Here is a 23890-nt window from a genome sequence, read left to right as displayed (position 1 = left end):
TGTTGTGATCATTATTTTTGGTCTTCTGTATTACGGGTCAAGACTTTGTCAATGAGTCCGTATTGAAGTGCTTCTTCCGCTGTTTTGAAGTTGTCACGATCTGTATCGCGCTCAATGACTTCAATTGGCTGACCAGTACGTTCAGCAAGTACTTGGTTCAGTTTATCGCGTAAAGAAAGGATTCGTTTTGCCGCAATTTCAATTTCTGTTGCTTGACCTTGGGCTCCGCCTAGTGGTTGGTGAATCATGACTTCACTGTTTGGAAGAGCATAACGCTTACCTTTTTCACCAGCAGCAAGCAGGAACGCACCCATAGATGCAGCCATACCAATACAAATAGTTGATACCTTTGGTTTAATAAATTGCATCGTATCGTAAATGGCCATACCAGCTGTGATTGAACCGCCAGGGCTGTTAATGTAGATAGAAATATCTTTTTCTGGATCTTCAGCTTCTAAGAAAAGCAGCTGTGACACGATGGAGTTGGCAACATTGTCATCGATCGCAGAACCAAGCATGATAATACGGTCTTTTAAAAGACGAGAATAAATGTCGTAAGCTCTTTCCCCACGATTTGTTTGCTCAATGACTGTAGGTATTAAATTCATAATGTTCCTCCTTCACCTTTTAGGTAAGTATGTAATTCTTAATTCAATGATACATTTTTGGTCAATAAAGGTCAAACAAAACGCTGACCTAAATTCAAATACCCCTATCCATTTTCCCCAAAATCATTCCACTTCAAACCATCATAATAGTTTATGTATCCAAAGTAAGAAAATACATCATCATGACGAATGATTAATCATTGCTTTCTCGCAGTATTTCCCTTATAATTTGATATGCTGACGTTCAAAAAACATATCGTGCGCTCGTAGCTCAGTTGGATAGAGCGGTGGTTTCCGGTACCACGTCTGCCGGGGGTTCGAATCCCTCCGAGCGCGTACTTGACCTTGTTTACGATAGACAATGGTCTCAACGAAGCCCTCTCCTTTGGAGAGGGTTTTTTTGTTCCGCCTCATGTATGATTCACTTTTAAAACGTTTCATCTATGAATGTTTATTTATGCTATAATTAATAATCATTCTCAATTAAAGGTGGTTTTGTAAGTGAAAAAAATGATTTGGCTAGTCAGTCTGCTGGCACTGCTGTTAGTAGCATGCGGGCAGAAAGAGAATAAAGAGCAAGCAGCAAGTACGCGTACATATACAACGGAAACGGGTGAAAAGATCACGATTCCTGCCAAGCCGAAGCGGATTGTTGTGTTAACAGCGCAGCTTGGGAACTTTAAAAAGTTAGGTGTGACACCTGTTGGCATGACAGATGTTTATCCTAAATCATCCTTTTTAGATGAAACAGGTGTGAAGCGGGTGCCGATGGAAAATGTGGAGGTGATTGCAAAGCTGAAGCCTGATTTAATCATTGCTTATTCACAAAACGAACAGATTGAAAAGTATAAAAAGATTGCCAAAACGATCACGTTTACGACAAGTGAACATAGCTTCAAAGAGATGCATATTGAAATTGGAAAGATTCTTGGAAAAGAAGCGTTAGCGAAAAAACAAATACAAGAAATGGACGAGAAGCTGAAGAAAGACGGAGAAGAAGTGAAAGCGAAAATTGGTGATGACAAGACATTCTCCATTATGGATGTCCAGCCAAAGCAAGTGTACTTATTTGGTACGGACTTTGGCCGCGGCGGGGAAGTCATCTATCAAGGCTATGGATTCAGCTTACCTGAAAAGGCAGAAAAGGCACTTCCAAAGGAAGGCTATCTTGGAATTTCATTAGAAGAAATGAATGAGTATACAGGAGACTATTTACTTGTACCAACAAAGGATGGAAAAGAGCCAAATCTTGATATTACGAACAGCGGTGTATGGAAGAAAAATCAAGCGGTGAAGCAAGGGCATGTCCTGTACTATTCAATCAAGGAATTTATCTATGCAGATCCGATCTCCATTGAAAAACAGTCTGATGTATTTAAAAAAATGCTGCTCAAATCATAATGTGAAAAAGACAAAGTGCTTATTAGGAGACTTTGTCTTTTTTTCTGCCACTTTATCATGAAATACTGGACATAAGACTCATTTCTCTCCTTTTCAGGCGTATTTGTTGAGCCGGCTTGCTGTATATGATTAACATGGAAGGGAATTGACAATGAGGAGGAATTTCTTGTGGCGAAGATTTTATTGATTACGTTTCCAGCTGAAGGACACGTGAACCCTATGTTAGGAATGATTAAAGCTTGGGCGGATCGAGGCGATGAAGTGCATGCGGTCACAACTGTACATTATGAGGAACGAATCAAACGCTTAGGCGCTCACGTACATATACATCCAGACTATATTCGGACATTACATGTGGAAGAAGGAGATTTAGATTCCATGCAGCCGTTCTTTCATGCCATGCTGCAAACATCATATGATATTTTAGAGGTAGTGGAAACACTTTCTGATAAGCATTCATTTGATTTGGTCTACTTCGATATGTTTGGGGCAGGGGAGCTTGTTCGAGATTACTTGCGCATTCCGAGCATTGGATCCAACCCATCTTTTGTGCTGCAAGAGGCGCATTTTGATACACCGCTATACAGAAAGGATGAGAAAGCCGATCATCTGTTAGAAAAAATACAAGAGCGTTTTGGCGTTCAGCCAACGCGTTTGATGCAATTTATGAAAAACCGTGGAGAACTGAATATCGTTTATACAAGTGAATATTTCCAGCCTTCTGTTGATTCATTAAACGATTCGTTTGTTTTCATTGGACCGAGCTTTCTAAAAAGAGCCGACCAGCATGATTTCCCGCTGGAAGCACTTGAGCAAGAAAAAGTCGTTTTTATTTCCATGGGCACCGTTCTTGGGGATACAGAAGCATTTTTTAATATGTGTATAGATGCCTTCGCAGACTTTGACGGAAAAGTAATCATCGCAACAGGTGAAAAAGTAGATCGTTCTCTCTTAAAAGAGGCGCCTGCTCATTTTCTGATCGAGCCTTATGTGCCGCAGCTTGAGGTGCTCGAATTGACAGATGTGTTTGTAACGCACGGCGGAATGAACAGTGTCAATGAAGGTATTCATTACCACGTTCCGATGGTCGTCATTCCAGTCGACAAAGATCAGCCGATGGTGGCACAAAGAGTGACCGAATTATCTGCTGCCTGTGCACTTGATAAAGATCAGCTGACAGCAGAGGAGCTAAGAGAGACCGTTGAGACGGTTTTAGGCAGTGATACGTACCGGGCGGGGATTGAGAAAATTGAAGAAAGCTTCCAAGCAGCAGGTGGAACAGAAAAAGCATTAAGGGTGATCGATCAATTTATACAAGCGAAACAGACTCAATCATGAGTCTGTTTTTTTATGAAAAGACGTTGTATTTCCCATTTCTGTATGCTAATATTCAATTCGTAATCATTTCGATTAAAAATCGTAATGATTACGATAATGTTGAATTGGAGGAAGTACATATGAGTGATCAACCTGTTTACATAAAGAAGAAATATGAGAAAAAGCATCCCTATGTGACATACACTTTGATGCTGTTTTCAGTGATGGCTTGTTTTTTATTGGCCTCATGCTCTGGAAACAAAGCATCTTCCAGCATGAATGATAGAGAAGAAGATGAGCTCGTGTATGCAAGTACAAAAGATATCAGGGACATTAATCCCCATCTATACGGCGGAGAGATGGCTGCTCAAAATATGGTGTTTGAATCGCTTGTCGTCAATACAGAGAAGGGCGTTCAGCCTGCCTTAGCGAAAAGCTGGGACATTTCAAAAGATGGAAAAACCTACACCTTTCATCTTCGAAAAGGTGTGACTTTTTCAGATGGTGAGCCTTTTAATGCAAAGGCAGTGAAATTGAACATTGATGCTGTCGTCAAAAATATTGAAAAGAACGCTTGGCTTAATCTCGTATCCGAAATCAAATCCACAAAGGCGTTAGATGACGATACATTTGTTCTCACGTTGAAAGAGCCTTATTATCCTACGTTAGAAGAGCTGGGCTTAACACGCCCCTTCCGTTTTATTTCTCCAAAAAGCTTCATTGATGGAACGACTGCAAAAGGAGTCAAAAGCTATGCAGGTACAGGTCCTTATGTTCTAAAGGAACATAAGAAAAATCAATATGCTGTTTTTGAAATGAATGACCACTATTGGGGGAAAAAGCCGAAAATTTTAACCGTGAAATGGAAAGTCATGCCGGATCACCAGACCATCTTACTTGCGCTCCAAAAAGGAGAGGTAGATCTTTTATTTGGAGCAGATGGTGACATGATCGATGGAGACTCATTCCAGGCTTTAAAAGAAGCAGGTCAATATGGTGTAACCGTGAGCCCTCCTGTTGGTTCAAGATCGATTGTCATTAATTCAAACCAGCCAATCACAAAAGATCCGAAAGTAAGAGAAGCGTTTCAATACGCCATTCAAAAGGATATGATCACAGAAGGCATTTTAAATGGAACGGAAAAGATGGCACACACATTGCTTGCCCCTTCTGTCCCTTACGCAAATATTCCATTGAAAAAGAAAACTTATCAAAAGAAGAAAGCAGAGGCAATATTGGATGAGGCAGGCTGGAAGATGAAAGAAGACGGCTATCGCTATCAAAATGGCAAACTGCTGAGTGTGGCTATTTATTATAATTCCGATAATGCGGGTGAAAGAACGATCAGTGAATCAATTCAACAAGATTTCAAGCAGGTGGGGATCAAGCTGGATATTAGAGGAGAAGAAAAACAGGCATTTTTAGATCGGCAAAAAACAGGAAAGTTCGATCTGATGTACTCGCTGTCTTGGGGACTTCCTTATGATCCACAAACTTATGTCTCTTCATTCCGTGTAGCATCTCATGCTGATTATCAAGCCCAATTAGGACTGAAAAAGAAAAAGTGGCTGGACGAGACGATTACGGAAGTATTAGTAGAACCAGATGAGCAAAAGCGGAAACAAATGTATCAAGAAATATTGACGTATATCCATGATGAAAATGTCTACATCCCAATCTCTTATTCTGTGACAAAGGCCGTTTATAATAAGCGCCTGAAAGGCGTAGGTTTTCATGTGTCTCAGTATGAAATCCCATTTGACCGTATGTATTTTGCGTCATAAAACGGAGGTAGAGACATGACTCGCTATCTCTTAAAACGAATATTGATGCTTTTCCCGCTTATGATCTTCATCACCTTCTTTGCTTTTGTACTGCTGACGATGCGGGCAAGTGATCCAGCTGAGGTCGCTTTGCGAGTGAATCAAGTCACACCAACAGAAGAAATGATTGAATCGATGCGTCAGGAATTAGGCTTAGACCAGCCGTTTTTCATCCGCTATGCCACATGGCTTAAAGATGGATTAACAGGTGATTTTGGTAAGAGCTATGTCACACAGGAGCCGGTTTTTAATCTTATCATGGAGGCGCTGCCTGCTACATTGCAGCTTGCAGGAGCAGCGCTCTTTTTGATCATATTGCTCAGTTTGTTATTCGGGGTGATTTGTGCATATGCTGCTCATTCCTGGGTGGACCGGATCTTGAGAGCCTTTGTGTTTATCGCCGCTTCAATGCCTAGTTTTTGGCTGGGGATATTGTTGATTTGGCTTTTTTCTGTCAAATTCAATTGGGTCAATACGAGTGGAATGGAAGGGTTCAAATCGATTCTTCTTCCAGCTGTCACATTATCATTAGGCTACTTATCGACCTATGTGAGACTAATACGTAATCAAATTCTAAAATTTCAGCACGAGCCCTTTGTTTTTTACGCAAGAGCACGTGGTTTAAAGGAACGAACCGTTCAACTGAAAGTCATGAGGCATGCCCTGCAATTAGCGGTGACAGCACTTGGCATGTCTATTCCAAAGCTCATTGCGGGAACTGTTATTATTGAGAACCTTTTTGCTTGGCCAGGGGTTGGCCGGTTGTGTGTAACAGCTATTTTCCATGCTGATTTCCCCATAATTCAAGCCTATTTGTTTGTGATGGGGTTCCTGTTTGTTATGTGCAACCTCATTGCTGATGTGATGCAAATGACCATGAATCCGCAGTTGCGAAAGGAGGTATGACAACGATGATAGGGTGGCATCAATTAAGAAAAGACCGTATGGCGATTCTTTCAATCTGGCTGTTAGCACTTGTCGCATTAGCTGGACTGTTTGCGCCAGTGTTAGCACCACATGACCCAACAAATACGAACATTCTTCAAAAATATGCCGGTATCAGTCTTACTTATCCACTCGGAACGGATCATCTAGGGAGATGTGTATTGTCTCGGCTTTTATATGGAATTCGGACAACAATGCTTGCGGCCATGCTGACGATGTGTATCACGATGCTCATTGGCAGCGTACTTGGACTCATGGCAGGCTTTTTTCGAGGAAAGGTGGATGGAGTTTTGATGAGGCTGTGTGATGTCATGCTGTCCTTTCCGGCAGAGGTGATGATTCTTGCAGTTGTGGGAATACTCGGACCTGGACTATTCAATATTATTTTGGCGAATGTCCTAGCGAAATGGGCCTGGTATACAAGAATGATTCGTTCGTCTGTCCTTCAATATGCGAATGAACCTTCTGTTCAGTTTGCAAAGGTATCTGGCGGCACACCCTTTTACATATTGAGGAGACATCTATTTCCTCGCATCTCAGGAGAAATTGCTGTTTTTGCGACACTTGATGCGGGCTGGGTAATCTTAAATATATCAGCACTGTCTTTTCTTGGGTTAGGTGTGAGTGCACCTACACCAGAATGGGGCATGATGCTCAACGAGGCGAAGAATGTTATGGTGACACATCCAGCCCATATGCTTGCCCCTGGACTTGCCATCTTGTTTGTGGTCATGGCGTTGAACTTTTTAGGAGACAGCCTTCAGCATGCCGCGAATCCTGCCATGCATCATACCAGAAAGAAAGGGGTGAGGCCATTTGCCTTTAATCGACGTAAAAAATCTGTCCATACATGATCCACAGCAGCAAAGGAATATAGTGACGAATATCACATTTTCTTTACACCAACAACGCTGTTTAGCCGTCATTGGAGAAAGTGGCAGTGGAAAATCAACTGTCGCAAAAGCGTTAATTGACCTTGTCTCACCTTCGCTAGAAGTGAAAGGAACGATCATTTTTGACGGCAAAACATTGACAAATCAAGAAGCGCATCAATGGCGGGGGAAACGAATAGGTTTCATCTCACAGGATGCCATGAATGCATTCAACCCTATTGAAACGATTGGTCATCAAATGATGGAAACATTTCAGCAGCACTTGGGCTTACGCGGAAAAGAAGGGAAAGCCCATGCTATGGCTGGGCTTGCACGTGTCCATTTAAAAAATCCATATGATTTGATGAAAAAATATCCGTATGAACTGTCTGGGGGGATGCTTCAGCGTGTGATGATTGGCATCACGATGATGCTTTCTCCTGACGTGATCATTGCAGATGAGCCAACTGCATCGCTTGATGCCTTCAATCGGCGTGAAGTCATCAGACAATTACACAGACTAAAGGAAGAAACCGGTGTTACCTTGATCGTTATATCGCATGATTTAGGCGTCGTTCAGGCAATCGCCGATGAGTTGATGGTCATGCACCAAGGAGTAATGCTTGAGCATGGGTCAGCCAAGGAAGTGTTCACATCACCCGAGCATCCCCAAACAAAGCATTTACTTGAGACGAGGCTTCGATTATCTGCCCCTACTGAAGCACTGCGGCAGCAGAAGAGAGTGGAGGCGTTCCCATGTTGATCACAGCTTTCGATCTAGTCAAACACGGTGAGAAGAAAGGGCTTTTTTCAAAACAAAAGAAACCAAAAGACCGCATATCAAATGTTTCGTTTCAAATCGAAAAAGGACAATGTGCCGGATTAGTCGGTGAGAGCGGCAGTGGCAAAAGTACATTGGCACGTATACTGCTCGGTTTAGAAAAATTAGATAGAGGCGATGTGCAGATTGAGGGCATGTCAGCTGACAAGTGGCGAAGGATGAACCGGGGGAAAATGAGTGTTGTCTTTCAGGATTATCTATCTTCTGTTCATCCTTCCTTTACGGTGAAAGAGATCATAGCAGAACCGATGCGTTTGTTAAAGCAGAATCAGAATCTGGATCAGAAGGTTTTGTCATTACTTGAGCAAGTCAGACTGCCTTCGTCTGTGCTGAATCAATATGCTCATCAGCTAAGCGGTGGTCAGCTCCAGCGAGTGTGCATCGCACGAGCCATATCGACGCATCCAGCCATTCTTATACTAGATGAAGTCTTGAGCTCACTGGATGTCTCTGTTCAAGTACAAATATTGGAGCTGCTTGAGACATTAAAACAAGAGCTAGACATGACCATGCTTCTCATTACTCATGATGTAGAAGCAGCGGTGTATCTATGTGACAGCCTTCTATTTTTACATGAAGGAAGCCTAGTGGAAGAATGCAAAAAGGACGAACTGTTTGAAGTGTCCCATCCATTTACACTCCAGTTAATCGATTCACTTATGCCATTTCAGCTTGACAAAAAATAACCAATCTTTTATCGTATACGTAACAAACGACGGAAGGGTGACCCAATGCAATGAAGTACTAATCCTATGACTTGTAAGCAAAATGAACGAACGAAGGCAGTGAGCAAACGATCGGTTTGCCATGTTTGCTGCGTTTTCATTTTTTAGCTTCGGAATAGGATGGTACAGCTTGGGAATCAAAAAATGAAGTGATTGATACGTGGGATGTGTGTGTTCAAATATGAACGGCACACCATACTGGATCAATCTGCTTATTTTTGTACACCATTTTGCCTCCTATTCTGAGAATGGGAGGCTTTTTCATGTCTCCTGATACGAAAGGAGAGGATTGGATGTTATTAAAAGCCAATCAGTTAAAGGTATTTCGGAAAGATCGCTTGTTATTTGATATTGAGGAACTAGTCATCCATCAAGGTGATCGCATTGGTCTTGTAGGGACAAATGGCAGCGGCAAAACGACTTTATTGCATGTGCTGGCGGGGCAGCAAACACCAGACAGCGGCACGGTGGCCGCCACTGCGACTTGTACACTGCTTCCTCAATTGAAACAAGGAGATGGCAGACAGAGTGGCGGTGAAATGACCCAGACTTATATTGAAAGAGCATTAAGTCGGCCGTCTGCCCTTTTATTAGCAGATGAACCGACCACTCATTTGGATACGGAGCATATTGAGTGGCTGGAAGAAAAGCTGCGTCATTATCAAGGTGCTCTTATTGTTGTTTCACATGATCGTGCTTTCTTAGATGCAATATGTACGGAGATTTGGGAGCTGGATCATGGGAAGTTTCATCATTACAAAGGCAACTACACACATTTTGCACAGCAAAAAGAGCTGGCACATCGTCAGCAGGTGGAAGCGTACGAAGCTTATACACAAAAGAAAAAACAGTTAGAGCATGCGCTGGAAAAGAAAAAGAAAAAGGCGGACAAAGCAACAAAGCCCTCCCAAAAGGTGAAATCCTCAGGGCCTAAAATTGCAAAGCCATACTATGCAAATAAGCAAAAAAAGCTGCAAAAAACAGCCAAATCCATTGAAACCAGGATGGAGAAATTAGAAAAGGTTGAGAAGGTAAAGGACATTCAGCCGATCCAAATGACTCAGCATACGATGAAGGAAGTAGCAAGCCGTACCATTTTGCGAGTGGAAAATGTAGATGGCAAGGCGGGCGATAAAGTGCTTTGGAAGAAGGCGAATGTGGAAGTGAGGGGCGGAGACAAGGTTGCCATTATCGGAAAGAACGGGAGCGGAAAAACGACATTTCTCCGAATGTTAGTGAATGGACATCCCGGAGTTACTTGCTCAGAGGCTGTCAAGCTAGCGTACTTCCGTCAGGATCTTTCAGGACTGAAGGTAGACGAATCGATTTTACAAAATGCGCTGAAAGAGGCGGTTCAAGAAGAGTCAGTGGTTCGAACGGTTTTAGCGAGACTAGGATTTAGAGGGGATGATGTGCATAAGCCTGTTGGCGTATTAAGCGGGGGAGAACGGGTGAAAACGATGCTTGCGTCCTTACTCGTCAGTGATGCCAATGTTCTCATGCTGGATGAACCGACGAACTTTTTAGATCTAGCCGCAGTTGAAGCACTTGAGGGTCTCTTGAAGGATTATCCAGGTACCGTTGTGTTTGTTTCCCACGATCGCAGGCTGATTGAGGAGGTTGCCACTCGTATTTTCCATATTCATGAGGAACGTATTGAAGGATTTGACGGCACATATGAAGCATATAAACAAAAGGAAGAAAAACCAGCTGTGACAAATAAAGAAGAGGAGCTTCTATTAATTGATATGCAGCTGTCTGAAGTGCTCAGCCGTTTAAGTATTGAGCCGTCGCAAGAGCTTGAAAAGACATTTCAAGCATTATTGAAGCAAAAAAAGTCTTTGGAGTCCTAAAAGAAAACCCCTGTTTACTCTACAGGGGTTTGTTCATGTCGTTCTTTTTTTAATTGTTCAAGTTCACTCACTGTGACGAGCTGGTAGCCTTGTTTGGTGAGTTCACGGATGATCTTTACTGCTGCTTGAGCTGAGCTTTCATAAATATCGTGCATTAACACTGTTCTGCCATCTGCTGCATGTGAGAGAACGCGGTTTGTGATCTGCTGGCTGTTGCGGATTTTCCAATCCTCAGGATCAACATCCCACAAAGTGACTTTCATCCCAATCGCCTGATTGATGTCTTGATTTGTACCGCCATATGGCGGTCTAAAGTGCGTAGGTGTATATCCGCTTGCTTTCTCAATCAGCTGCTGAGTGTCCTTCACTTGTTTCACGGCTTCTTCTAAAGGCAGTCTTGTTAATAAAGGGTGATTGTAGGAATGGTTTCCGATCTCATTCCCGCCTTTTAGAATGTCGGCAAGCATTCCAGGATAATATTGCACCCTGCTGCCTAAGACGAAAAAGGTGGCATGTCCTTTATTTGCCTTCAGCGCATCTAAAATTTTTGAGGTTGTCGCTGGATTCGGTCCATCATCAAATGTGAGTGCGATGGCTTTTTTATTCGGGTCAAGCTTTGATTTTTGCGGAAGCTTGATGGCTTTTCTTTTTGGGTTCGGTTCTTTCATTTCATTTTTATTTTTGATTTTATCCATATATTCTGGCTTTAATATGTCCTTCAGCAATGTCTTTTTGATTGCGAGTGTTTGCGGACCGAGATCCTCCGCGGCTACTTGAGATGCTGGGAAATAAAATTCTACATATTTGTCTTTCAAGGCAAATTGACTGAAGTTTTGAGCATCAGGGGCTGTTCCTTTCTGAAGGAGAGGCTGATCCTTAGATAAGGTTTTATCCTTTCGAAGCTCCGTATATGTAATATAGGATAATTTCTTTAAATAATTGGTTTTAGGCAGAAATAAATCTTTTGTGTCAAGAAAGGTTTTTTTCTGAAAATCATAGTTAATCGTGAGATGATTGGTGGTTCCATTTTGCTGGCCAGTATACGTATAGGTCGTAAAGCGAATGGCAGCAGACTGCTTCGCATAATGTATCATTTCATAATCAATATTCAGTTCATAGCGTTTATGTTCATCGATATCCTTTGCTTCACTGAATGTTTTTTTGAAATGCTCTAATGCTGAATTGGCATAGCTTTGAATCTTGTCATCTAGCTCTTTTTGATGAAAAAGAGGATAGTTGACTGCATATCTCATAAATTTCCCGTCATTTACGAGAGTGACAATTTCCACGTTTTTATAGTTCGTATCTTGCTTTACATTTTTCTTCTCTGTACCGCTTGCTTGTTGATTTTGAAAGAAAGCAACTGCTCCAATGACGACTGCAAGCGCAAATAGGACGATAATCCATTTTCCCTTTACTGACACAACTTTCAAATCTCCTCTCATGACGGGTCATTCTTTATTAGTTTGACATCTTTTTGTAATATTTTTATAACATTTGACTTACTTTTGTAATTTTAGTGGATTTTCATGCAAAATGTCAACTATTTTCCTATTAAAATATGAGAAAACATGATTGGCCGTTCTGAGCGGCAAAAAGAAATCTCCTTTCTCTGCTCCGCACATACCTTCATTTAATTAAAAAATAGCGTGTACATTGATTTTTTAGAGGCTGGCGGCTATAATTTTGTTGATTATGATTCTCATTTTCAAACTGACTTTTAATGAAGAAAAGGATGACACCGATTTTGCAGGATAAGCGAAAACCTCAACAAAAACGATCATCACATATTCTGTTCTTTTTGATATTTTTTGTCGCCGTTATTGGATTAGCAGCTGCCATGTTTTTTGCTGTGTCATACGGTGCAAAAACATTGTCTCTGCAAACGGTTTGGACAGCTGTATTTGACTACCAGTCAAATGTCACAGAGCAGCAGATCATCCATGAATTAAGACTTCCTCGTGTTTTAGGGGCAGCTCTAGTGGGAGCGGCGTTTGCTGTAGCGGGTGCTCTTATGCAGGGCATCACAAGAAATCCTCTGGCAGATGCGGGGATTTTAGGTATTAATGGCGGTGCGATGTTTGTGGTCGCTCTCTGTTTTGCTTTTTTCCCAGGAATGCCTTATTCGGCACTGATGTTTTTTTCCTTTATTGGTGCTGTGCTCAGTACGCTGCTGATCTTTGCGATTGGGGCGGCTGGCGGCGTATTGACACCGCTGCGTCTCACTGTAGCAGGAGCGGTTGTAGCCGCATTGCTTCATGCGCTCAGCTCTGGGATTGCGATTTATTTTGACCTGAGTCAGGATTTGGCTTTTTGGTATGCAGGCGGGGTAGCTGGTGTGAAATGGCCGCAGCTGACGATTCTTGCCCCGGTTATTCTGATTGTGATCGTATGGGCAATGCTATTAGGCCGGTCACTTTCCTTACTATCGCTCGGTGAAGATACAGCGGCGAATTTAGGGGTGAAAACCCGGCAAGTGCGAATACTAGGCATGACCGCTGCTGTGTTATTAGCAGGGGTTTCTGTATCAGCAGTCGGGTCGATTGGGTTTGTCGGTCTTGTCATCCCGCATATTGCACGAAAGCTTGTTGGTGTAGACTATCGTTTCGTTATTCCGATGTCAGCGATATTAGGCGCAGTGCTGCTTGTCTTTGCAGACCTTGCCAGCCGTACAGTCAATCCGCCAAGAGAGCTTGCCATTGGCGTGATGGTGGCACTTGTTGGTGTTCCTTTCTTCTTATACATTGCCAGAAAAGAAGGGAGGAACCTGTCATGAGAGAGAAACAGCGTGCTCTTGCCGTGACAGTCGTTTTGCTTTGCCTGAGTGCGGCTGTTGTGCTGTATAGTTTAAATACCGGTACGCTGAAACTAAGCCCTGTCATGGTCGTCAAGACACTATTTGGCTTTGGAGATTTCCAAAGTGAAACGGTGCTGTTTGACTATCGTCTGCCTCGAATCGTGGTGACGATGTTAGCTGGTATTGGTCTTGGCATTGCTGGCGGCATTTTGCAAAGCTTATCCCGTAACCCGCTGGCCGATCCTGGAATCATTGGACTGAATGCAGGGGCAGCATTTGGCTTAATTGTGTTTGTGACATATTTTCATGCACTTGAAGGCAATCCGTCTCTTCTTATTCCGCTCTTTACGTTTGGCGGCGGACTGCTTGCGGCAGCGGTTATTGTGCTTCTTGCATATGACCGGCATGAGGGGCTTGTTCCTATCCGTCTGATTTTAGTTGGCATTGCGGTTGCTGCGGGTTTTAGTGCACTCACCTTATATTTGTCATTGAAGCTTGATGAAGATACATACACGTTTGCTTCAAGATGGCTTGTGGGCAATGTATGGGGGAGAGACTGGATTCATGTGCTGGCGCTTCTGCCTTGGATTGTATGCCTTGTGCCGCTCACGCTGATGCAGTCAAACACGCTCAATGCATTGACATTAGGAGATGCTGTCGCCTCAAGTGTAGGTGTTCGTGTTCAGCGTAAACGTCTTCTCCTCTTGACCTTAGCGGTAGGCCTCGCGAGTGCCAGTGTTTCGATGACAGGCGGTATTGGCTTTATAGGCCTCGTGGCCCCGCATTTGGCCAGGCGGCTTGTCGGGTCATTGCATCAGTATTTTTTACCAGTTAGTGCGCTGCTTGGCTTGTTGATTTTGGTCAGTGCCGATACAATCGGACGTTCTATCTTTGCTCCAAATGCGATACCGGCGGGTGTGGTCGTGGCCTTTATCGGTGCCCCGTATTTTCTCTATTTATTAACTAAAACGAAATAAACATGAAAGAGGAACTCATCATGAAAAAACTACTAGTGTTTGGATTAACGCTCTGTTTCTTGCTGCTTGCCGCTTGCGGACAACAGGAAACAAAGAATACAACAAATGAAAAGACGAATGGAACACCAAAGATTGCTTCCTTGTCCATTCATTTAACAAATGACTTGTTAGCACTCGGTATCAAACCGGCGGGCTCTGTTGTAGGAGGAGACTTAAAAGATTTCCTTCCACATGCGAAAAAGCAGCTGAGTCAGACGAAGAAGCTCGGCATTGCAGCTGATCCAGATATGGAATCACTGCTTGCGTTACAACCAGATGTTATTTATGTTGATGAAGAATTAGCCGGACAAGACCTATCGAAATATAAGAAGATCGCCAAAACAGAAGTGTTTAATTTAAATGATGGCACATGGCGGGATCATTTGAAAAAAATCGCCAAACACGTCAATAAAGAAAAAGAAGCGGATCAATATATTAAGAATTACAATCAAGAAGCAAAAGAAGTCAAATCGCTCATCAAGAAAAAGATTGGAAACGGAAAAGTCATGGCGATCCGTGTGACGGCAAAGGAGCTTCGCGTATTTAGCATGAAGCGCCCAATGGGTCCTATTTTATATCAGGATTTAGGCCTGACTCCTGTCGATGGTGTGAAAAAGCTGGACAGCAAGCGCCCATTTGAAGTGATTTCTCAAGAGGTTCTTCCTGATTATGATGCTGATGCTATCTTTGTCGTTGTCAACCGTGATGATAAAGCGCAGCAGGCATTCAAGCAATTAGAAAAGACTCCGATATGGAAGGGTCTAAAAGCAGTGAAGAAAAACCAAGTCTATCCGATTGCAGATCAGCCTTGGCTCGATTACTCAGCTCTAGGCAATAAAATGGCATTGGATGAAGCAAAAGAGATGTTTTCTAAATAAATAGCAAATGAAATCAGGCATCATTCCGCATATAGGAATGATGTCTCTTTTTTTGATTCGTTCTTCTATTCATTTGGCTGCTGCATACATATGAGAGAGAACGAGCAATACCGTCCGTAAGAAGAGGAAAGGGAGGGGTTACAGTTGGAGGTTCAAAAAATTAGTGCAGGTACAATTGCAAGGCTTGTGCTGCTTTTACTGGCGCTTGTTAACAGTGCGCTAACTGCTGCGGGAAAAAGCCCAATTCCTATTGATGAAGAAGGCGTTCAGCAATTCATCACACTTGCCTTTCTGGGGATTACATCACTATGGGCCTATTGGAAAAACAATGATATAACGAAAAAAGCACGAACAAAAAAAGAAGAATAAGAGAAAAAAGAGCCTTTCATGAATCAAAGGCTCTTTTTCATCGAAGCGCAAACGCCTCTCCCCGCAATCATTCTTCCTGAAAGGCTTACGCCCGGCGTTCTCCCATGTTGTTGAGGAAAGCTTTTACTTCCTCAATGCTTAAGCCAATTGCCTTCGCTTCACTCATTAGACGCTTCCACTCTGCTATATTTGAATCAGTCAGCTTTCTATGGGTGACATGTAACGACTTTTCTTCCTGCTCCTTTCGGTACGTTTGGAGCAGCTGATAGAGCTCTTCTTTAGGCATGCCGGCTTGGACGGCATTGACGATATGCTCCCGCCATTCGTGTTCACCACCCTCAGCGTAATGAAACATCATCGTCTCTGCATCAAACAGCTCTTGTAAATCAATCTCTAGTGAAGAGGATACCTTTTTTAAGAACTGGACAGATGGATTTCTGTGGACACCACGCTCAATTTTGCTTAAATATGACTTAGAGACATGGGCATCTTCAGCCAGCTGCTGAATCGAGTATCCTTTTCTCTTTCGGTAAATGCGTATCACCTTGCCTATCATTCGATCAATGATCTCCCTTCTCCCCGGCGAATAGTTCTGCGACCTTTTCGTTCATTATAAGAAATAAATTGTTCTTTATAAAATTCAAAAACGTAAGAATCAGGAAGTAAACAAAAGAAAACGAACGATTTCGTTCTTTAAAAAGAACTATAAGACCTATTATGACATTTTTCTTTGCGGGTATTATCTTTTATAATCCAATCATTAACAAAAAGAAACCATATATAACCTTTTTGTGATGAAATCGGGAGGTATCTATGAATGAGAATATAGGTTTTAAGCAGCTGTTTTCTGTCATTAAAGAGAAAATGGCCCTTCTGATCCTGATTGTCCTGATCGTAACGGGCATTTCGGCCTATTATCAGTTCTATGTCTCGACTCCTGTATATCAGGCAACCACTCAAATTCTTGTTCATAAACGCAGCAATGACGCACAAGCAGATTTAAACGATATTCAGATGAACCTTCAATATACACGTACCTTTCAAGTTTTATTAAAAAGCCCAATCGTCATTGAAAAAGTAAAAGAAACACTCCATCTCACAGAATCAGCAGAAGGACTAAAACACAAAATTGCCACAAGTACAGAAAATGAGTCTGAGGTCATCAATATTTCTGTACAAGATGAGGATCGCGCGAAGGCAGTCGCCATTGCGAATACTGCAACAGAGGTGCTGCAAGAAGAAATCAAAAAAACAATGAATATGGATCGCATTAATGTTTTGTCTGAAGCCAAGCTGTCTAACACGATTCTGATGAATTCGAGGAAATTCGTTCATATCGTTCTGGCATTAGGCGCCTCTTTATTAGGGGGAATGACACTCATTTTCTTAATGAATTTACTCGATGATACTGTAAAACGAACACATCAAATAAGAGAAGAGATCGGATTGCCGTCGCTAGGCAGTGTCTATCAGATGCAGGCAGACAGGAGGGCCAAAAAAGACAAGCAGTCCGTCATAACGGGAGGACAGAACATTGATCTTTAAGAGGAAGAAAAGAGAAAAGAGAGATTTATCCTGTATTTCTGTATTAAATCCTCACTCTGTCATTGCGGAACAATTCCGTACGATCCGAACAAACATCGAATTCACATCGATCCAAACAAGGCTGAAATCGATATTAGTGACCTCCTCCTTGCCGAAGGAAGGGAAATCATTTACGGCTGCAAACTTAGCAGCTGTTTTTGCACAGCAGAACAAGCGGGTGCTGCTCATGGACGCTGATTTGCGAAAGCCGGCCATTCATGAATATTTTGACCTGAGTCATCACACCGGTTTGACGAATGTGCTATTAAATAATTGCAGCTTGGAAGAAGCCATTTTACCTACACCGATTGAGCATTTAGAGCTGCTTCCGAGCGGAACCATTCCGCCGAATCCAGCTGAGCTGCTCTCCTCTTCTGTGATGAAGCAGCTATTTTATGAGATTGAACAGCAATATGACATGGTGATTGTTGATTCCACGCCGCTTCTGCCAGTTGCAGATGCAAAGATCTTGGCGAACCGGACGGATGGGAGCATTCTCGTTGTCTTAAGCGGCAAAACAAAGATTGCTGCTGTGAAGAAATCAAAAGAAGTATTAGAGGGAACAACAAGTAAACTGCTTGGAGCTATGCTAAATGGCAAGAAAGAGAAAAAGGGCAGGCTGTACATGTATTAAAAAGATTGATAGGTGATGTCTCCTAATCTTTAACAATGGAGGCACTCGATCCTGCTGTGGGCATAACCGGTGCCTTAGATGCTCGTCATCAGTAGTGGGGTGTGAGGACGGGTTTGATGCCCATGTTACGTAAGAATAGAGATGCTTTAAAAAGGGGGAGGAGCGTTGACTTACGCCCAAAGATTATCAATCATCGTAGCACTAGATTCATATCTCATCTTAGTTGCCGTCTTTTTTGGTTTTCAATTTGTCCAAGAGGCGGCTTTAACCGTTTATACATTTGAAATGCTCGCCATTTCTTCGCTCAGTCTGCTCATTGGGCACCATCTATTTGCCTGTATGTTTCATGTGTACAAGCAAGTATGGGCTTATACAGGAGTAAGAGAGTTATTTTCTTTAATGAAGACCTTTGTGTGTTCTTTTTTATTTTCGATGACGATGCTGTACCTTTTCGTGCAGACATGGCCATTTCGATTTTTATTCATTGTGTGGCTTTTTCATATCTTATTCATCGGTGCCTCTCGGATGGCTTCTAGGCTATTTCATGACGGAGCAAAACGGCTTCAGGCAGAAAAGGAGCGGGCATTAATTATTGGCGCCGGATCAGCGGGGACCATGCTCGTTCGTCAGCTTCAGCAATCGAGTGATGTACATATTGAGCCAGTCGCCTTCATCGATGATGACAAGACGAAACATAGGCTTGAAATTATGGGTCTGCCTGTTATAGGAGGAAAAGAACAAATTCAAACAGCTGTCGTGATGATGGATATTCAGAAGATCATCATTGCCATTCCATCCAAAAGCAGCCACACCTTAAAAGGGCTGTATAAGGAATGTGTAGCGACCGGAGTCAAAACACAGATCATGCCGGAAATGGAGCAGATTTTAAAAGGAACCCATGCGCTGAATCAATTACGGGATGTACAGCCAGAGGATTTACTAGGGAGAGAACCGATTCAATTAGATACGAGCCGTCTATCTGTACATTTAAAAGGAAAAACGATCATGGTCACAGGGGCAGGCGGATCAATTGGGTCAGAAATCTGCCGTCAAATTTGTGTGTTTGCTCCTCAAGCGATTGTACTTGTGGGACATGGAGAATTTAGCATTCATTCTATTTTACTAGAGCTGAAAGAATTATATGGAAACAGCATCAGACTCTATCCACAAATTGCGGATATTCAAGATAAACAGAAAATGAGTGAAATCGTTGGTCAGTTTCAACCGGATATGATTTATCATGCTGCGGCACATAAGCATGTTCCGCTCATGGAGATCAGTCCGAAAGAAGCTGTGAAAAACAATATTATCGGGACAAAAAATGTCGCAGAAGCCGCACACGAGCACGGCATTGAAACATTCGTCCTCATCTCATCTGACAAAGCGGTCAACCCTGCCAATGTGATGGGAGCCACAAAGCGGTTTGCTGAAATGCTGATCATGCAAATGGGGGCAAGCAGCGAAACAAAATTTGTCGCTGTTCGATTTGGAAATGTACTTGGAAGCAGGGGGAGCGTCATCCCTATTTTTAAGAAACAAATCGAGCAAGGCGGGCCGGTGACGGTCACGCACCCAGCCATGACAAGATATTTTATGACCATCCCAGAAGCATCAAGGCTTGTGATTCAGGCAGGTGCACTGGCAGAAGGAAGACAGATTTTTGTTTTAGATATGGGGGAGCCAGTGAAAATCGTAGACCTCGCAGAAAACCTCATTCACCTCTCAGGCTACACCACAGACCAGATTCCGATTACTTTCACAGGCATTCGTCCTGGGGAGAAAATGTACGAGGAACTTCTCAACCAACATGAAAAAGCACAGGAGCAAATCTTCCCGAAAATTCATATCGGCCATGCGCTGGATGGTGACCCATATGTGCTGAACCGCTTTATCCATGAATTTGACATGATGAGTGAAGAGGAAATGAGACAAGCATTGTTTGCTGCCATTGCGTCGCATGATATGTTGTCCGAACAGATGAAACGAGAGGAGGAGCCGCTTGCTAATGAAGAAAAAAGTCTTGTTTTGCGCAACGGTTGATTATCACTTTAAGGCCTTTCATCTTCCGTATTTCCGGTGGTTTCAGGAAAAAGGATGGGAAGTACATACAGCGGCAAATGGCCAGCTGGAGCTGCCCTATGTGAATCAAGCTCACTCGATTCCGATTCAGCGCTCTCCTTTTCATGTCCGCAACCGGCTTGCGTATGTAGAACTGAAGAAGCTGTTAGCAAAAGAGCACTATGATTTCATCCATTGTCACACACCAATGGGAAGTGTCATTGGCAGGCTTGCAGCCAAAGGCGCGCGCAAAAAAGGAACGAAGGTTCTTTACACGGCACATGGCTTTCACTTTTGGCAGGGGGCGCCGCTTCAAAACTGGCTGCTCTATTATCCAATTGAGAGATTTCTTGCGCGCTATACAGACGCACTGATCACCATTAATGGAGAGGATTTTAAAAGAGCAGACCGTCTATCAAATGAGCGGGCATCTGTTTATTATGTGCCCGGTATGGGTGTGGATATGAAACGGTTCGCACCAGTCGATGAAAAAGAGAAGCAGCGTCTTCGCTCAGCCTATGGCTTTCCCTCGGAAGATTTTATCGTGCTGTGTGCTGGCGAATTAAATACGAATAAAAATCAAGGGATGCTCATCAAAGCATGTGCACAGCTGTCTAGGAAAATACCAAATATAAAGATCGTGTTTGCTGGGGAAGGGACAATGAGGCCAAACTACGAAAAGCTTACCCGCCAGCTCCAGCTTGAAAAGCATGTTCACTTTGCTGGGTTTTGCAAACAAATGGAGGAATGGATGCATATGAGCGATGTGTGTGTTTCCACCAGCTTGAGAGAAGGGCTCGGCATGAACCTGCTTGAAGCGATGTCGGCAGAAAAACCCGTCATTGCAACGGAGAATAGAGGGCATTGTGAGCTTGTCAAACATGGCGTCAATGGTTTTTTAGTTAAACCGCAGGATGTGAATGGTTTAGCTGATTATTTGCAGCAGCTCTATGACAAAAAGGATCAGCTGCCCCTCATGGGAAAAGCGGGACGCTCTATAGCGCATGCATTTGCACAGGAACAGACAGTCAGTGCAATGGAAGAAATTTATACAATCTATATGGATCAAGCAGAGAAGGTGATACAGCATGCATAAACCAAAGGTGTCAATTATCATGGGCGTCTACAATTGCCAAGAGACAGTAGAAGAAAGTATTGAATCCATTCTTCATCAAACATATGAAAACTGGGAGCTCATCATATGTGATGACGCATCAACAGATGGCACTTATGAGAAAGTGCTGTCTTATACAAAACGACACCCTGAAAGAATTCGCCTGATCCGTAATAAACAAAATCAAAGGCTCGCTGCCAGTCTCAATCGCTGTCTGGCTGAAGCGAGGGGAGAGTTGATTGCAAGGCAGGATGGCGATGATCTATCGGTGCCTGTTCGTTTAGAAAAACAGGTTCATTTCCTCGATACATATCCTGAATACGATGTGGTCGGTACGGCGATGACGGTTTTTGATGAAACGGGAACAAGGGGTGTGCGGGCACTTGTTTCAGAGCCTGATCGGAAGGTGATGGCAAGAGGGACTCCTTTTTGTCATGGGACCATTATGATGAGGGCTTCTGCTTACAAAGCTTTAAATGGATATCGCTCTGTGAAAACAACGAGGCGGATGGAAGATATCGATCTTTGGATCCGCTTTTTTGCTGCTGGGAGGAAAGGCTTTAATTTACAAGAGCCGTTATATTTTGTGAGAGAGGATGAAGCGGCCTTTCAGCGGCGAAAGTTTCGATATTCGATGGATAATGCCTGGCTCGTTTTGAAAGCATGCTGGCTATTAAAGCTATCGCCGCTTGACTATTTATTTGCTCTAAAGCCGGTGGTCCGTGCCTGCTTGTCACCGAAGGTCATGAAGCTTTATCATCGCCGGAAGCTGGCGTCGTCTATGCTGAAGAGGAGGGCTGTTCGGGATGAGTAAGCCAAAGCGCGTGCTTCATATTGTGGGCGGGATGAACCGCGGCGGTGCTGAAACGATGATTATGAACATCTATCGTGCACTCAACAGGAATGTCCTTCAATTTGATTTCATTACCCACCGGCAGGACGTCTGTGATTATGATGAGGAAATTCGCGAGCTTGGGGGACGCATCTTTTATGTCCCGAGTATTGGGGCGTCCTCTCCGGTTGCTTTTGTGAAAACATTGACAAAGACAATTAGGCAAACAGGACCCTATCAGGCAGTGCATGCACATACGGATTTTCAGACAGGCTTCTCCGCACTTGCTGCAAAAATAGCGGGTGTGAAGGTTCGCATTTGCCATTCCCATAATACAGCGTGGAAGCAGTCGCCAAACTGGCTGGATCATATGATGCTCAAAGGGTTTCGTCAGCTGATCTTTGCATTCTCTACACAGCTTGTTGCATGCGGCGAGGATGCCGGAGTCTTTTTATTTGGACAGAAAAAAATGCAGAATGGGCAAGTTGAGGTGCTACCAAATGGGATTGATTTATCCCTTTTTTTTCAGCCTGATCCAGACGAAAAGGCAGAGATGAAAAAGCAGTTCCATCTTCACGGAAAAAACATGGTCATCGGTCATATTGGGCGGTTCCATGAGCAAAAAAATCATGTTTTTTTTATGGAGCTGGCACAGACCTTAAAGAAGCAAGGCGTTTCATTTCAGCTTGTCCTCGTAGGGGATGGACCGCTGAAGCAAGTAGTCGAATCGTATGCGGAGAAGGCTGGCTTGATGGAGGACATTGTCTTTACAGGCGTCGTATCAGACGTTCCGCAGTATATGAAAGCATTTGACGTTTTTGTGATGCCTTCTTTGTTTGAAGGTCTTCCGCTTGTATTAGTGGAAGCACAGGCGTCTGGGCTGCCTTGTGTGATTTCAGATCATATTACAGAGGAAGTAGATTTAGGCTGCGGGCTTGTGAAAAGGATGTCGCTGGGAGATTCCGCGCATGAATGGATGAAGGCGGTGCTTGAAGCATATCATGCAGAACCTCCTCTTCAAGAGACCATTACCTCACAGCTTGAACAAAGAGGATTTGATGTGAAACAGAATATTACACGTGTGATGAATCTATATGGACTGTAAGGAAGGAATGGCAGATGGCGGTTTATTTGGTGAACATGATCATGGTCTATTTATGGTCGAGCTTTGCCGCATTTTACGGCAGACGTGATGATACCATTCAAAGCGGATGGCGGCCTAACAAGCTTCTTGTGTTTTTTCCGTTTTTGTTTCTTTGTATTGTCTCTGGGATTCGGTACAAAGTAGGAACCGATTTTGTCACATATGGACAGATGTATGAGTTCTCCATCAACTATGAAAGGCCTTGGCATATATTCGGATTCGGTGTGGATAAAGCCGCAACGGATCCGGGGTTTACGTTTATTTTATGGATGCTTAATCAACTGTCTCATGATCCGCAAATCATGTATATCTCAGTCGGAGCCATTACTTATTTTTTTATTATCAAGACACTTATTCAATATGGCCGTCCATTTGAGCTGAGTATGTTGCTTTTTCTTGGGACCTTTCATTATTATGCGTCATTTAATGGCATGCGTCAGTATATGGTGGCAGCGATTCTTTTTTATGCCATCCGGTTGGTGATCAATGGTCAGTGGAAATTGTATTTTCCGCTCGTCCTTGTATGTTCATTGTTTCATTCATCGGCTCTCATCATGATTCCTGTTTATTTTATTGTGAGGACAAAGGCTTGGTCTTGGATGATGCTGTTCTTATGCCTGATTTTCTTAGGCTTAACCGCGCTTTATGACCGTTTTGTCTCAGTGTTTGTCGTGATGCTGCAAGGAAGTTCATATGGTCATTACGAGGAATGGCTCACAACGAATACGAATGGAATGAATGTGACAAAAATCGGTGTCTTGATTTTGCCGCTTCTGCTCGCTTTCTTTTATCGGAAACGACTTCGTGAGCTGACACCTGAGAGTGATTACATTGTGAATTTTTGTTTGCTTGGTTTCTTGTTTGGCATCCTTGCAACGAAGGATGTCATTTATGCAAGATTTCATATTTATTTTGGTTTGTATCAGCTCATTTTACTGCCATATTTCACACGTATTTTTGATCAGCGGTCTAATGTGTTTATGTATGTAGGGATTGCTGTTTGCTATATTCTGTACAGCATCATGCTGATGCCGTTCGATTCTTCGGTTTTGCCGTATAGAACGATTTTTACAAAGTAG

22 protein-coding genes and 1 tRNA gene are annotated in these 23890 nt (G+C 43.1%); 20 read left to right on the top strand and 3 right to left on the bottom strand.

From position 1 onward, the window contains the following. Positions 1 to 11 precede the first annotated feature (11 nt). Positions 12 to 608: an ATP-dependent Clp endopeptidase proteolytic subunit ClpP gene (gene clpP / locus ACP69X_RS01800; RefSeq protein ID WP_024427684.1), complete on the bottom strand. Its 597-nt coding sequence runs from the start codon at positions 606 to 608 to the stop codon at positions 12 to 14. A gap of 260 nt (positions 609 to 868) precedes the next feature. On the opposite strand from clpP, the gene ACP69X_RS01795 reads away from it, so the two are divergent. From ACP69X_RS01795 to abc-f, 9 genes are all read left to right on the top strand, one after another. Further along, positions 869 to 944: transfer RNA gene (locus ACP69X_RS01795), tRNA-Arg, on the top strand. Positions 945 to 1118: 174 nt separating this feature from the next. After that, positions 1119 to 2009, top strand: a complete 891-nt coding sequence (locus ACP69X_RS01790; protein ID WP_426052483.1) for an ABC transporter substrate-binding protein — start codon at positions 1119 to 1121, stop codon at positions 2007 to 2009. Between the two features lie 168 nt (positions 2010 to 2177). Further along, positions 2178 to 3347: a macrolide family glycosyltransferase gene (locus ACP69X_RS01785; protein WP_426052362.1), complete on the top strand. Its 1170-nt coding sequence runs from the start codon at positions 2178 to 2180 to the stop codon at positions 3345 to 3347. 119 nt (positions 3348 to 3466) lie between these two features. After that, complete coding sequence (gene nikA, locus ACP69X_RS01780; RefSeq protein WP_426052361.1) at positions 3467 to 5110, top strand: nickel ABC transporter substrate-binding protein; 1644 nt, start codon at positions 3467 to 3469, stop codon at positions 5108 to 5110. Between the two features lie 15 nt (positions 5111 to 5125). Next, positions 5126 to 6055, top strand: coding sequence for a nickel/cobalt ABC transporter permease (gene opp1B / locus ACP69X_RS01775; RefSeq protein ID WP_426052360.1), 930 nt, complete (start codon positions 5126 to 5128; stop codon positions 6053 to 6055). 5 nt (positions 6056 to 6060) lie between these two features. After that, positions 6061 to 6948, top strand: a complete 888-nt coding sequence (gene opp1C, locus ACP69X_RS01770) for a nickel/cobalt ABC transporter permease (protein WP_411242583.1) — start codon at positions 6061 to 6063, stop codon at positions 6946 to 6948. Beyond that, positions 6911 to 7729, top strand: a complete 819-nt coding sequence (locus ACP69X_RS01765; RefSeq protein ID WP_041088158.1) for an ABC transporter ATP-binding protein — start codon at positions 6911 to 6913, stop codon at positions 7727 to 7729. The genes opp1C and ACP69X_RS01765 overlap by 38 nt, the downstream gene beginning before the upstream one ends. Continuing rightward, positions 7723 to 8493 carry an ABC transporter ATP-binding protein gene (locus ACP69X_RS01760; protein ID WP_338527296.1) on the top strand — a complete coding sequence of 257 codons (771 nt, stop codon included), beginning with the start codon at positions 7723 to 7725 and terminating at the stop codon, positions 8491 to 8493. Before ACP69X_RS01765 ends, ACP69X_RS01760 begins: the two co-directional genes overlap by 7 nt. Positions 8494 to 8825: 332 nt before the next feature. Then, positions 8826 to 10385, top strand: a complete 1560-nt coding sequence (gene abc-f, locus ACP69X_RS01755) for a ribosomal protection-like ABC-F family protein (RefSeq protein ID WP_426052482.1) — start codon at positions 8826 to 8828, stop codon at positions 10383 to 10385. 14 nt (positions 10386 to 10399) lie between these two features. Here abc-f and ACP69X_RS01750 read toward each other — a convergent pair whose 3' ends face one another. Further along, positions 10400 to 11809: a polysaccharide deacetylase family protein gene (locus ACP69X_RS01750; protein ID WP_041088163.1), complete on the bottom strand. Its 1410-nt coding sequence runs from the start codon at positions 11807 to 11809 to the stop codon at positions 10400 to 10402. Between the two features lie 323 nt (positions 11810 to 12132). On the opposite strand from ACP69X_RS01750, the gene ACP69X_RS01745 reads away from it, so the two are divergent. The 4 genes from ACP69X_RS01745 to ACP69X_RS01730 all read left to right on the top strand — a co-directional run bounded on the left by ACP69X_RS01745 (position 12133) and on the right by ACP69X_RS01730 (position 15445). Next, on the top strand, positions 12133 to 13161 hold the full coding sequence (locus tag ACP69X_RS01745) for a FecCD family ABC transporter permease (RefSeq protein ID WP_175297118.1): 1029 nt from the start codon (positions 12133 to 12135) through the stop codon (positions 13159 to 13161). Beyond that, the gene (locus tag ACP69X_RS01740; RefSeq protein ID WP_039181585.1) at positions 13158 to 14159 is read left to right on the top strand and encodes a FecCD family ABC transporter permease; all 1002 of its coding nucleotides are present in this window, start codon (positions 13158 to 13160) and stop codon (positions 14157 to 14159) included. The genes ACP69X_RS01745 and ACP69X_RS01740 overlap by 4 nt, the downstream gene beginning before the upstream one ends. A 17-nt stretch (positions 14160 to 14176) precedes the next feature. Continuing rightward, entirely contained in the window at positions 14177 to 15076 is a 900-nt protein-coding gene (locus tag ACP69X_RS01735) for an iron-hydroxamate ABC transporter substrate-binding protein (RefSeq protein WP_370333474.1), read from the top strand. Between the two features lie 144 nt (positions 15077 to 15220). Next, positions 15221 to 15445, top strand: a complete 225-nt coding sequence (locus ACP69X_RS01730) for a phage holin (RefSeq protein ID WP_024423530.1) — start codon at positions 15221 to 15223, stop codon at positions 15443 to 15445. An 85-nt stretch (positions 15446 to 15530) separates the two neighbouring features. Here the strand turns inward: ACP69X_RS01730 and slrR are convergent, their stop codons facing one another. Next, a complete protein-coding gene (gene slrR, locus ACP69X_RS01725; protein ID WP_073978959.1) occupies positions 15531 to 16001 on the bottom strand; it encodes an HTH-type transcriptional regulator SlrR in 471 nt (156 codons plus the stop codon). A gap of 257 nt (positions 16002 to 16258) precedes the next feature. On the opposite strand from slrR, the gene ACP69X_RS01720 reads away from it, so the two are divergent. The 7 genes from ACP69X_RS01720 to ACP69X_RS01690 all read left to right on the top strand — a co-directional run bounded on the left by ACP69X_RS01720 (position 16259) and on the right by ACP69X_RS01690 (position 23890). After that, positions 16259 to 16990: a YveK family protein gene (locus ACP69X_RS01720; protein WP_024423528.1), complete on the top strand. Its 732-nt coding sequence runs from the start codon at positions 16259 to 16261 to the stop codon at positions 16988 to 16990. After that, entirely contained in the window at positions 16980 to 17663 is a 684-nt protein-coding gene (locus ACP69X_RS01715) for a CpsD/CapB family tyrosine-protein kinase (protein WP_041088172.1), read from the top strand. The genes ACP69X_RS01720 and ACP69X_RS01715 overlap by 11 nt, the downstream gene beginning before the upstream one ends. Positions 17664 to 17828: 165 nt before the next feature. After that, positions 17829 to 19703, top strand: a complete 1875-nt coding sequence (locus ACP69X_RS01710; protein ID WP_041088174.1) for a polysaccharide biosynthesis protein — start codon at positions 17829 to 17831, stop codon at positions 19701 to 19703. Continuing rightward, a complete protein-coding gene (locus ACP69X_RS01705) occupies positions 19669 to 20817 on the top strand; it encodes a glycosyltransferase family 4 protein (RefSeq protein ID WP_426052359.1) in 1149 nt (382 codons plus the stop codon). Before ACP69X_RS01710 ends, ACP69X_RS01705 begins: the two co-directional genes overlap by 35 nt. Further along, on the top strand, positions 20810 to 21649 hold the full coding sequence (locus ACP69X_RS01700) for a glycosyltransferase family 2 protein (protein ID WP_411264081.1): 840 nt from the start codon (positions 20810 to 20812) through the stop codon (positions 21647 to 21649). Before ACP69X_RS01705 ends, ACP69X_RS01700 begins: the two co-directional genes overlap by 8 nt. Further along, the gene (locus ACP69X_RS01695) at positions 21642 to 22772 is read left to right on the top strand and encodes a glycosyltransferase family 1 protein (RefSeq protein WP_041088180.1); all 1131 of its coding nucleotides are present in this window, start codon (positions 21642 to 21644) and stop codon (positions 22770 to 22772) included. Before ACP69X_RS01700 ends, ACP69X_RS01695 begins: the two co-directional genes overlap by 8 nt. A 14-nt stretch (positions 22773 to 22786) precedes the next feature. Continuing rightward, positions 22787 to 23890: an EpsG family protein gene (locus tag ACP69X_RS01690; RefSeq protein WP_041088182.1), complete on the top strand. Its 1104-nt coding sequence runs from the start codon at positions 22787 to 22789 to the stop codon at positions 23888 to 23890.

This window comes from Bacillus sp. DC4300-2b2 (assembly GCF_049895685.1).
Classification (GTDB): Bacteria; Bacillota; Bacilli; order Bacillales; family Bacillaceae; genus Bacillus; species Bacillus safensis.
Note: the sequence above shows the minus strand (reverse complement) of the source record. Positions and strands in the feature narration are given on the sequence as shown.

Bases quoted from the DNA above. Each gene is read 5' to 3' on its own strand.
- ACP69X_RS01720 (WP_024423528.1), top strand. From the start codon at position 16,259: ATGAATGAGAATATAGGTTTTAAGCAGCTGTTTTCTGTCATTAAAGAG.
- ACP69X_RS01790 (WP_426052483.1), top strand. From the start codon at position 1,119: ATGATTTGGCTAGTCAGTCTGCTGGCACTGCTGTTAGTAGCATGCGGG.
- opp1B (WP_426052360.1), top strand. From the start codon at position 5,126: ATGACTCGCTATCTCTTAAAACGAATATTGATGCTTTTCCCGCTTATG.
- ACP69X_RS01705 (WP_426052359.1), top strand. From the start codon at position 19,669: ATGAAGAAAAAAGTCTTGTTTTGCGCAACGGTTGATTATCACTTTAAG.
- ACP69X_RS01740 (WP_039181585.1), top strand. From the start codon at position 13,158: ATGAGAGAGAAACAGCGTGCTCTTGCCGTGACAGTCGTTTTGCTTTGC.
- ACP69X_RS01700 (WP_411264081.1), top strand. From the start codon at position 20,810: ATGCATAAACCAAAGGTGTCAATTATCATGGGCGTCTACAATTGCCAA.
- opp1C (WP_411242583.1), top strand. From the start codon at position 6,061: ATGATAGGGTGGCATCAATTAAGAAAAGACCGTATGGCGATTCTTTCA.
- clpP (WP_024427684.1), bottom strand. From the start codon at position 608: ATGAATTTAATACCTACAGTCATTGAGCAAACAAATCGTGGGGAAAGA.
- nikA (WP_426052361.1), top strand. From the start codon at position 3,467: ATGAGTGATCAACCTGTTTACATAAAGAAGAAATATGAGAAAAAGCAT.
- ACP69X_RS01695 (WP_041088180.1), top strand. From the start codon at position 21,642: ATGAGTAAGCCAAAGCGCGTGCTTCATATTGTGGGCGGGATGAACCGC.
- slrR (WP_073978959.1), bottom strand. From the start codon at position 16,001: ATGATAGGCAAGGTGATACGCATTTACCGAAAGAGAAAAGGATACTCG.
- ACP69X_RS01690 (WP_041088182.1), top strand. From the start codon at position 22,787: ATGGCGGTTTATTTGGTGAACATGATCATGGTCTATTTATGGTCGAGC.
- abc-f (WP_426052482.1), top strand. From the start codon at position 8,826: ATGTTATTAAAAGCCAATCAGTTAAAGGTATTTCGGAAAGATCGCTTG.
- ACP69X_RS01760 (WP_338527296.1), top strand. From the start codon at position 7,723: ATGTTGATCACAGCTTTCGATCTAGTCAAACACGGTGAGAAGAAAGGG.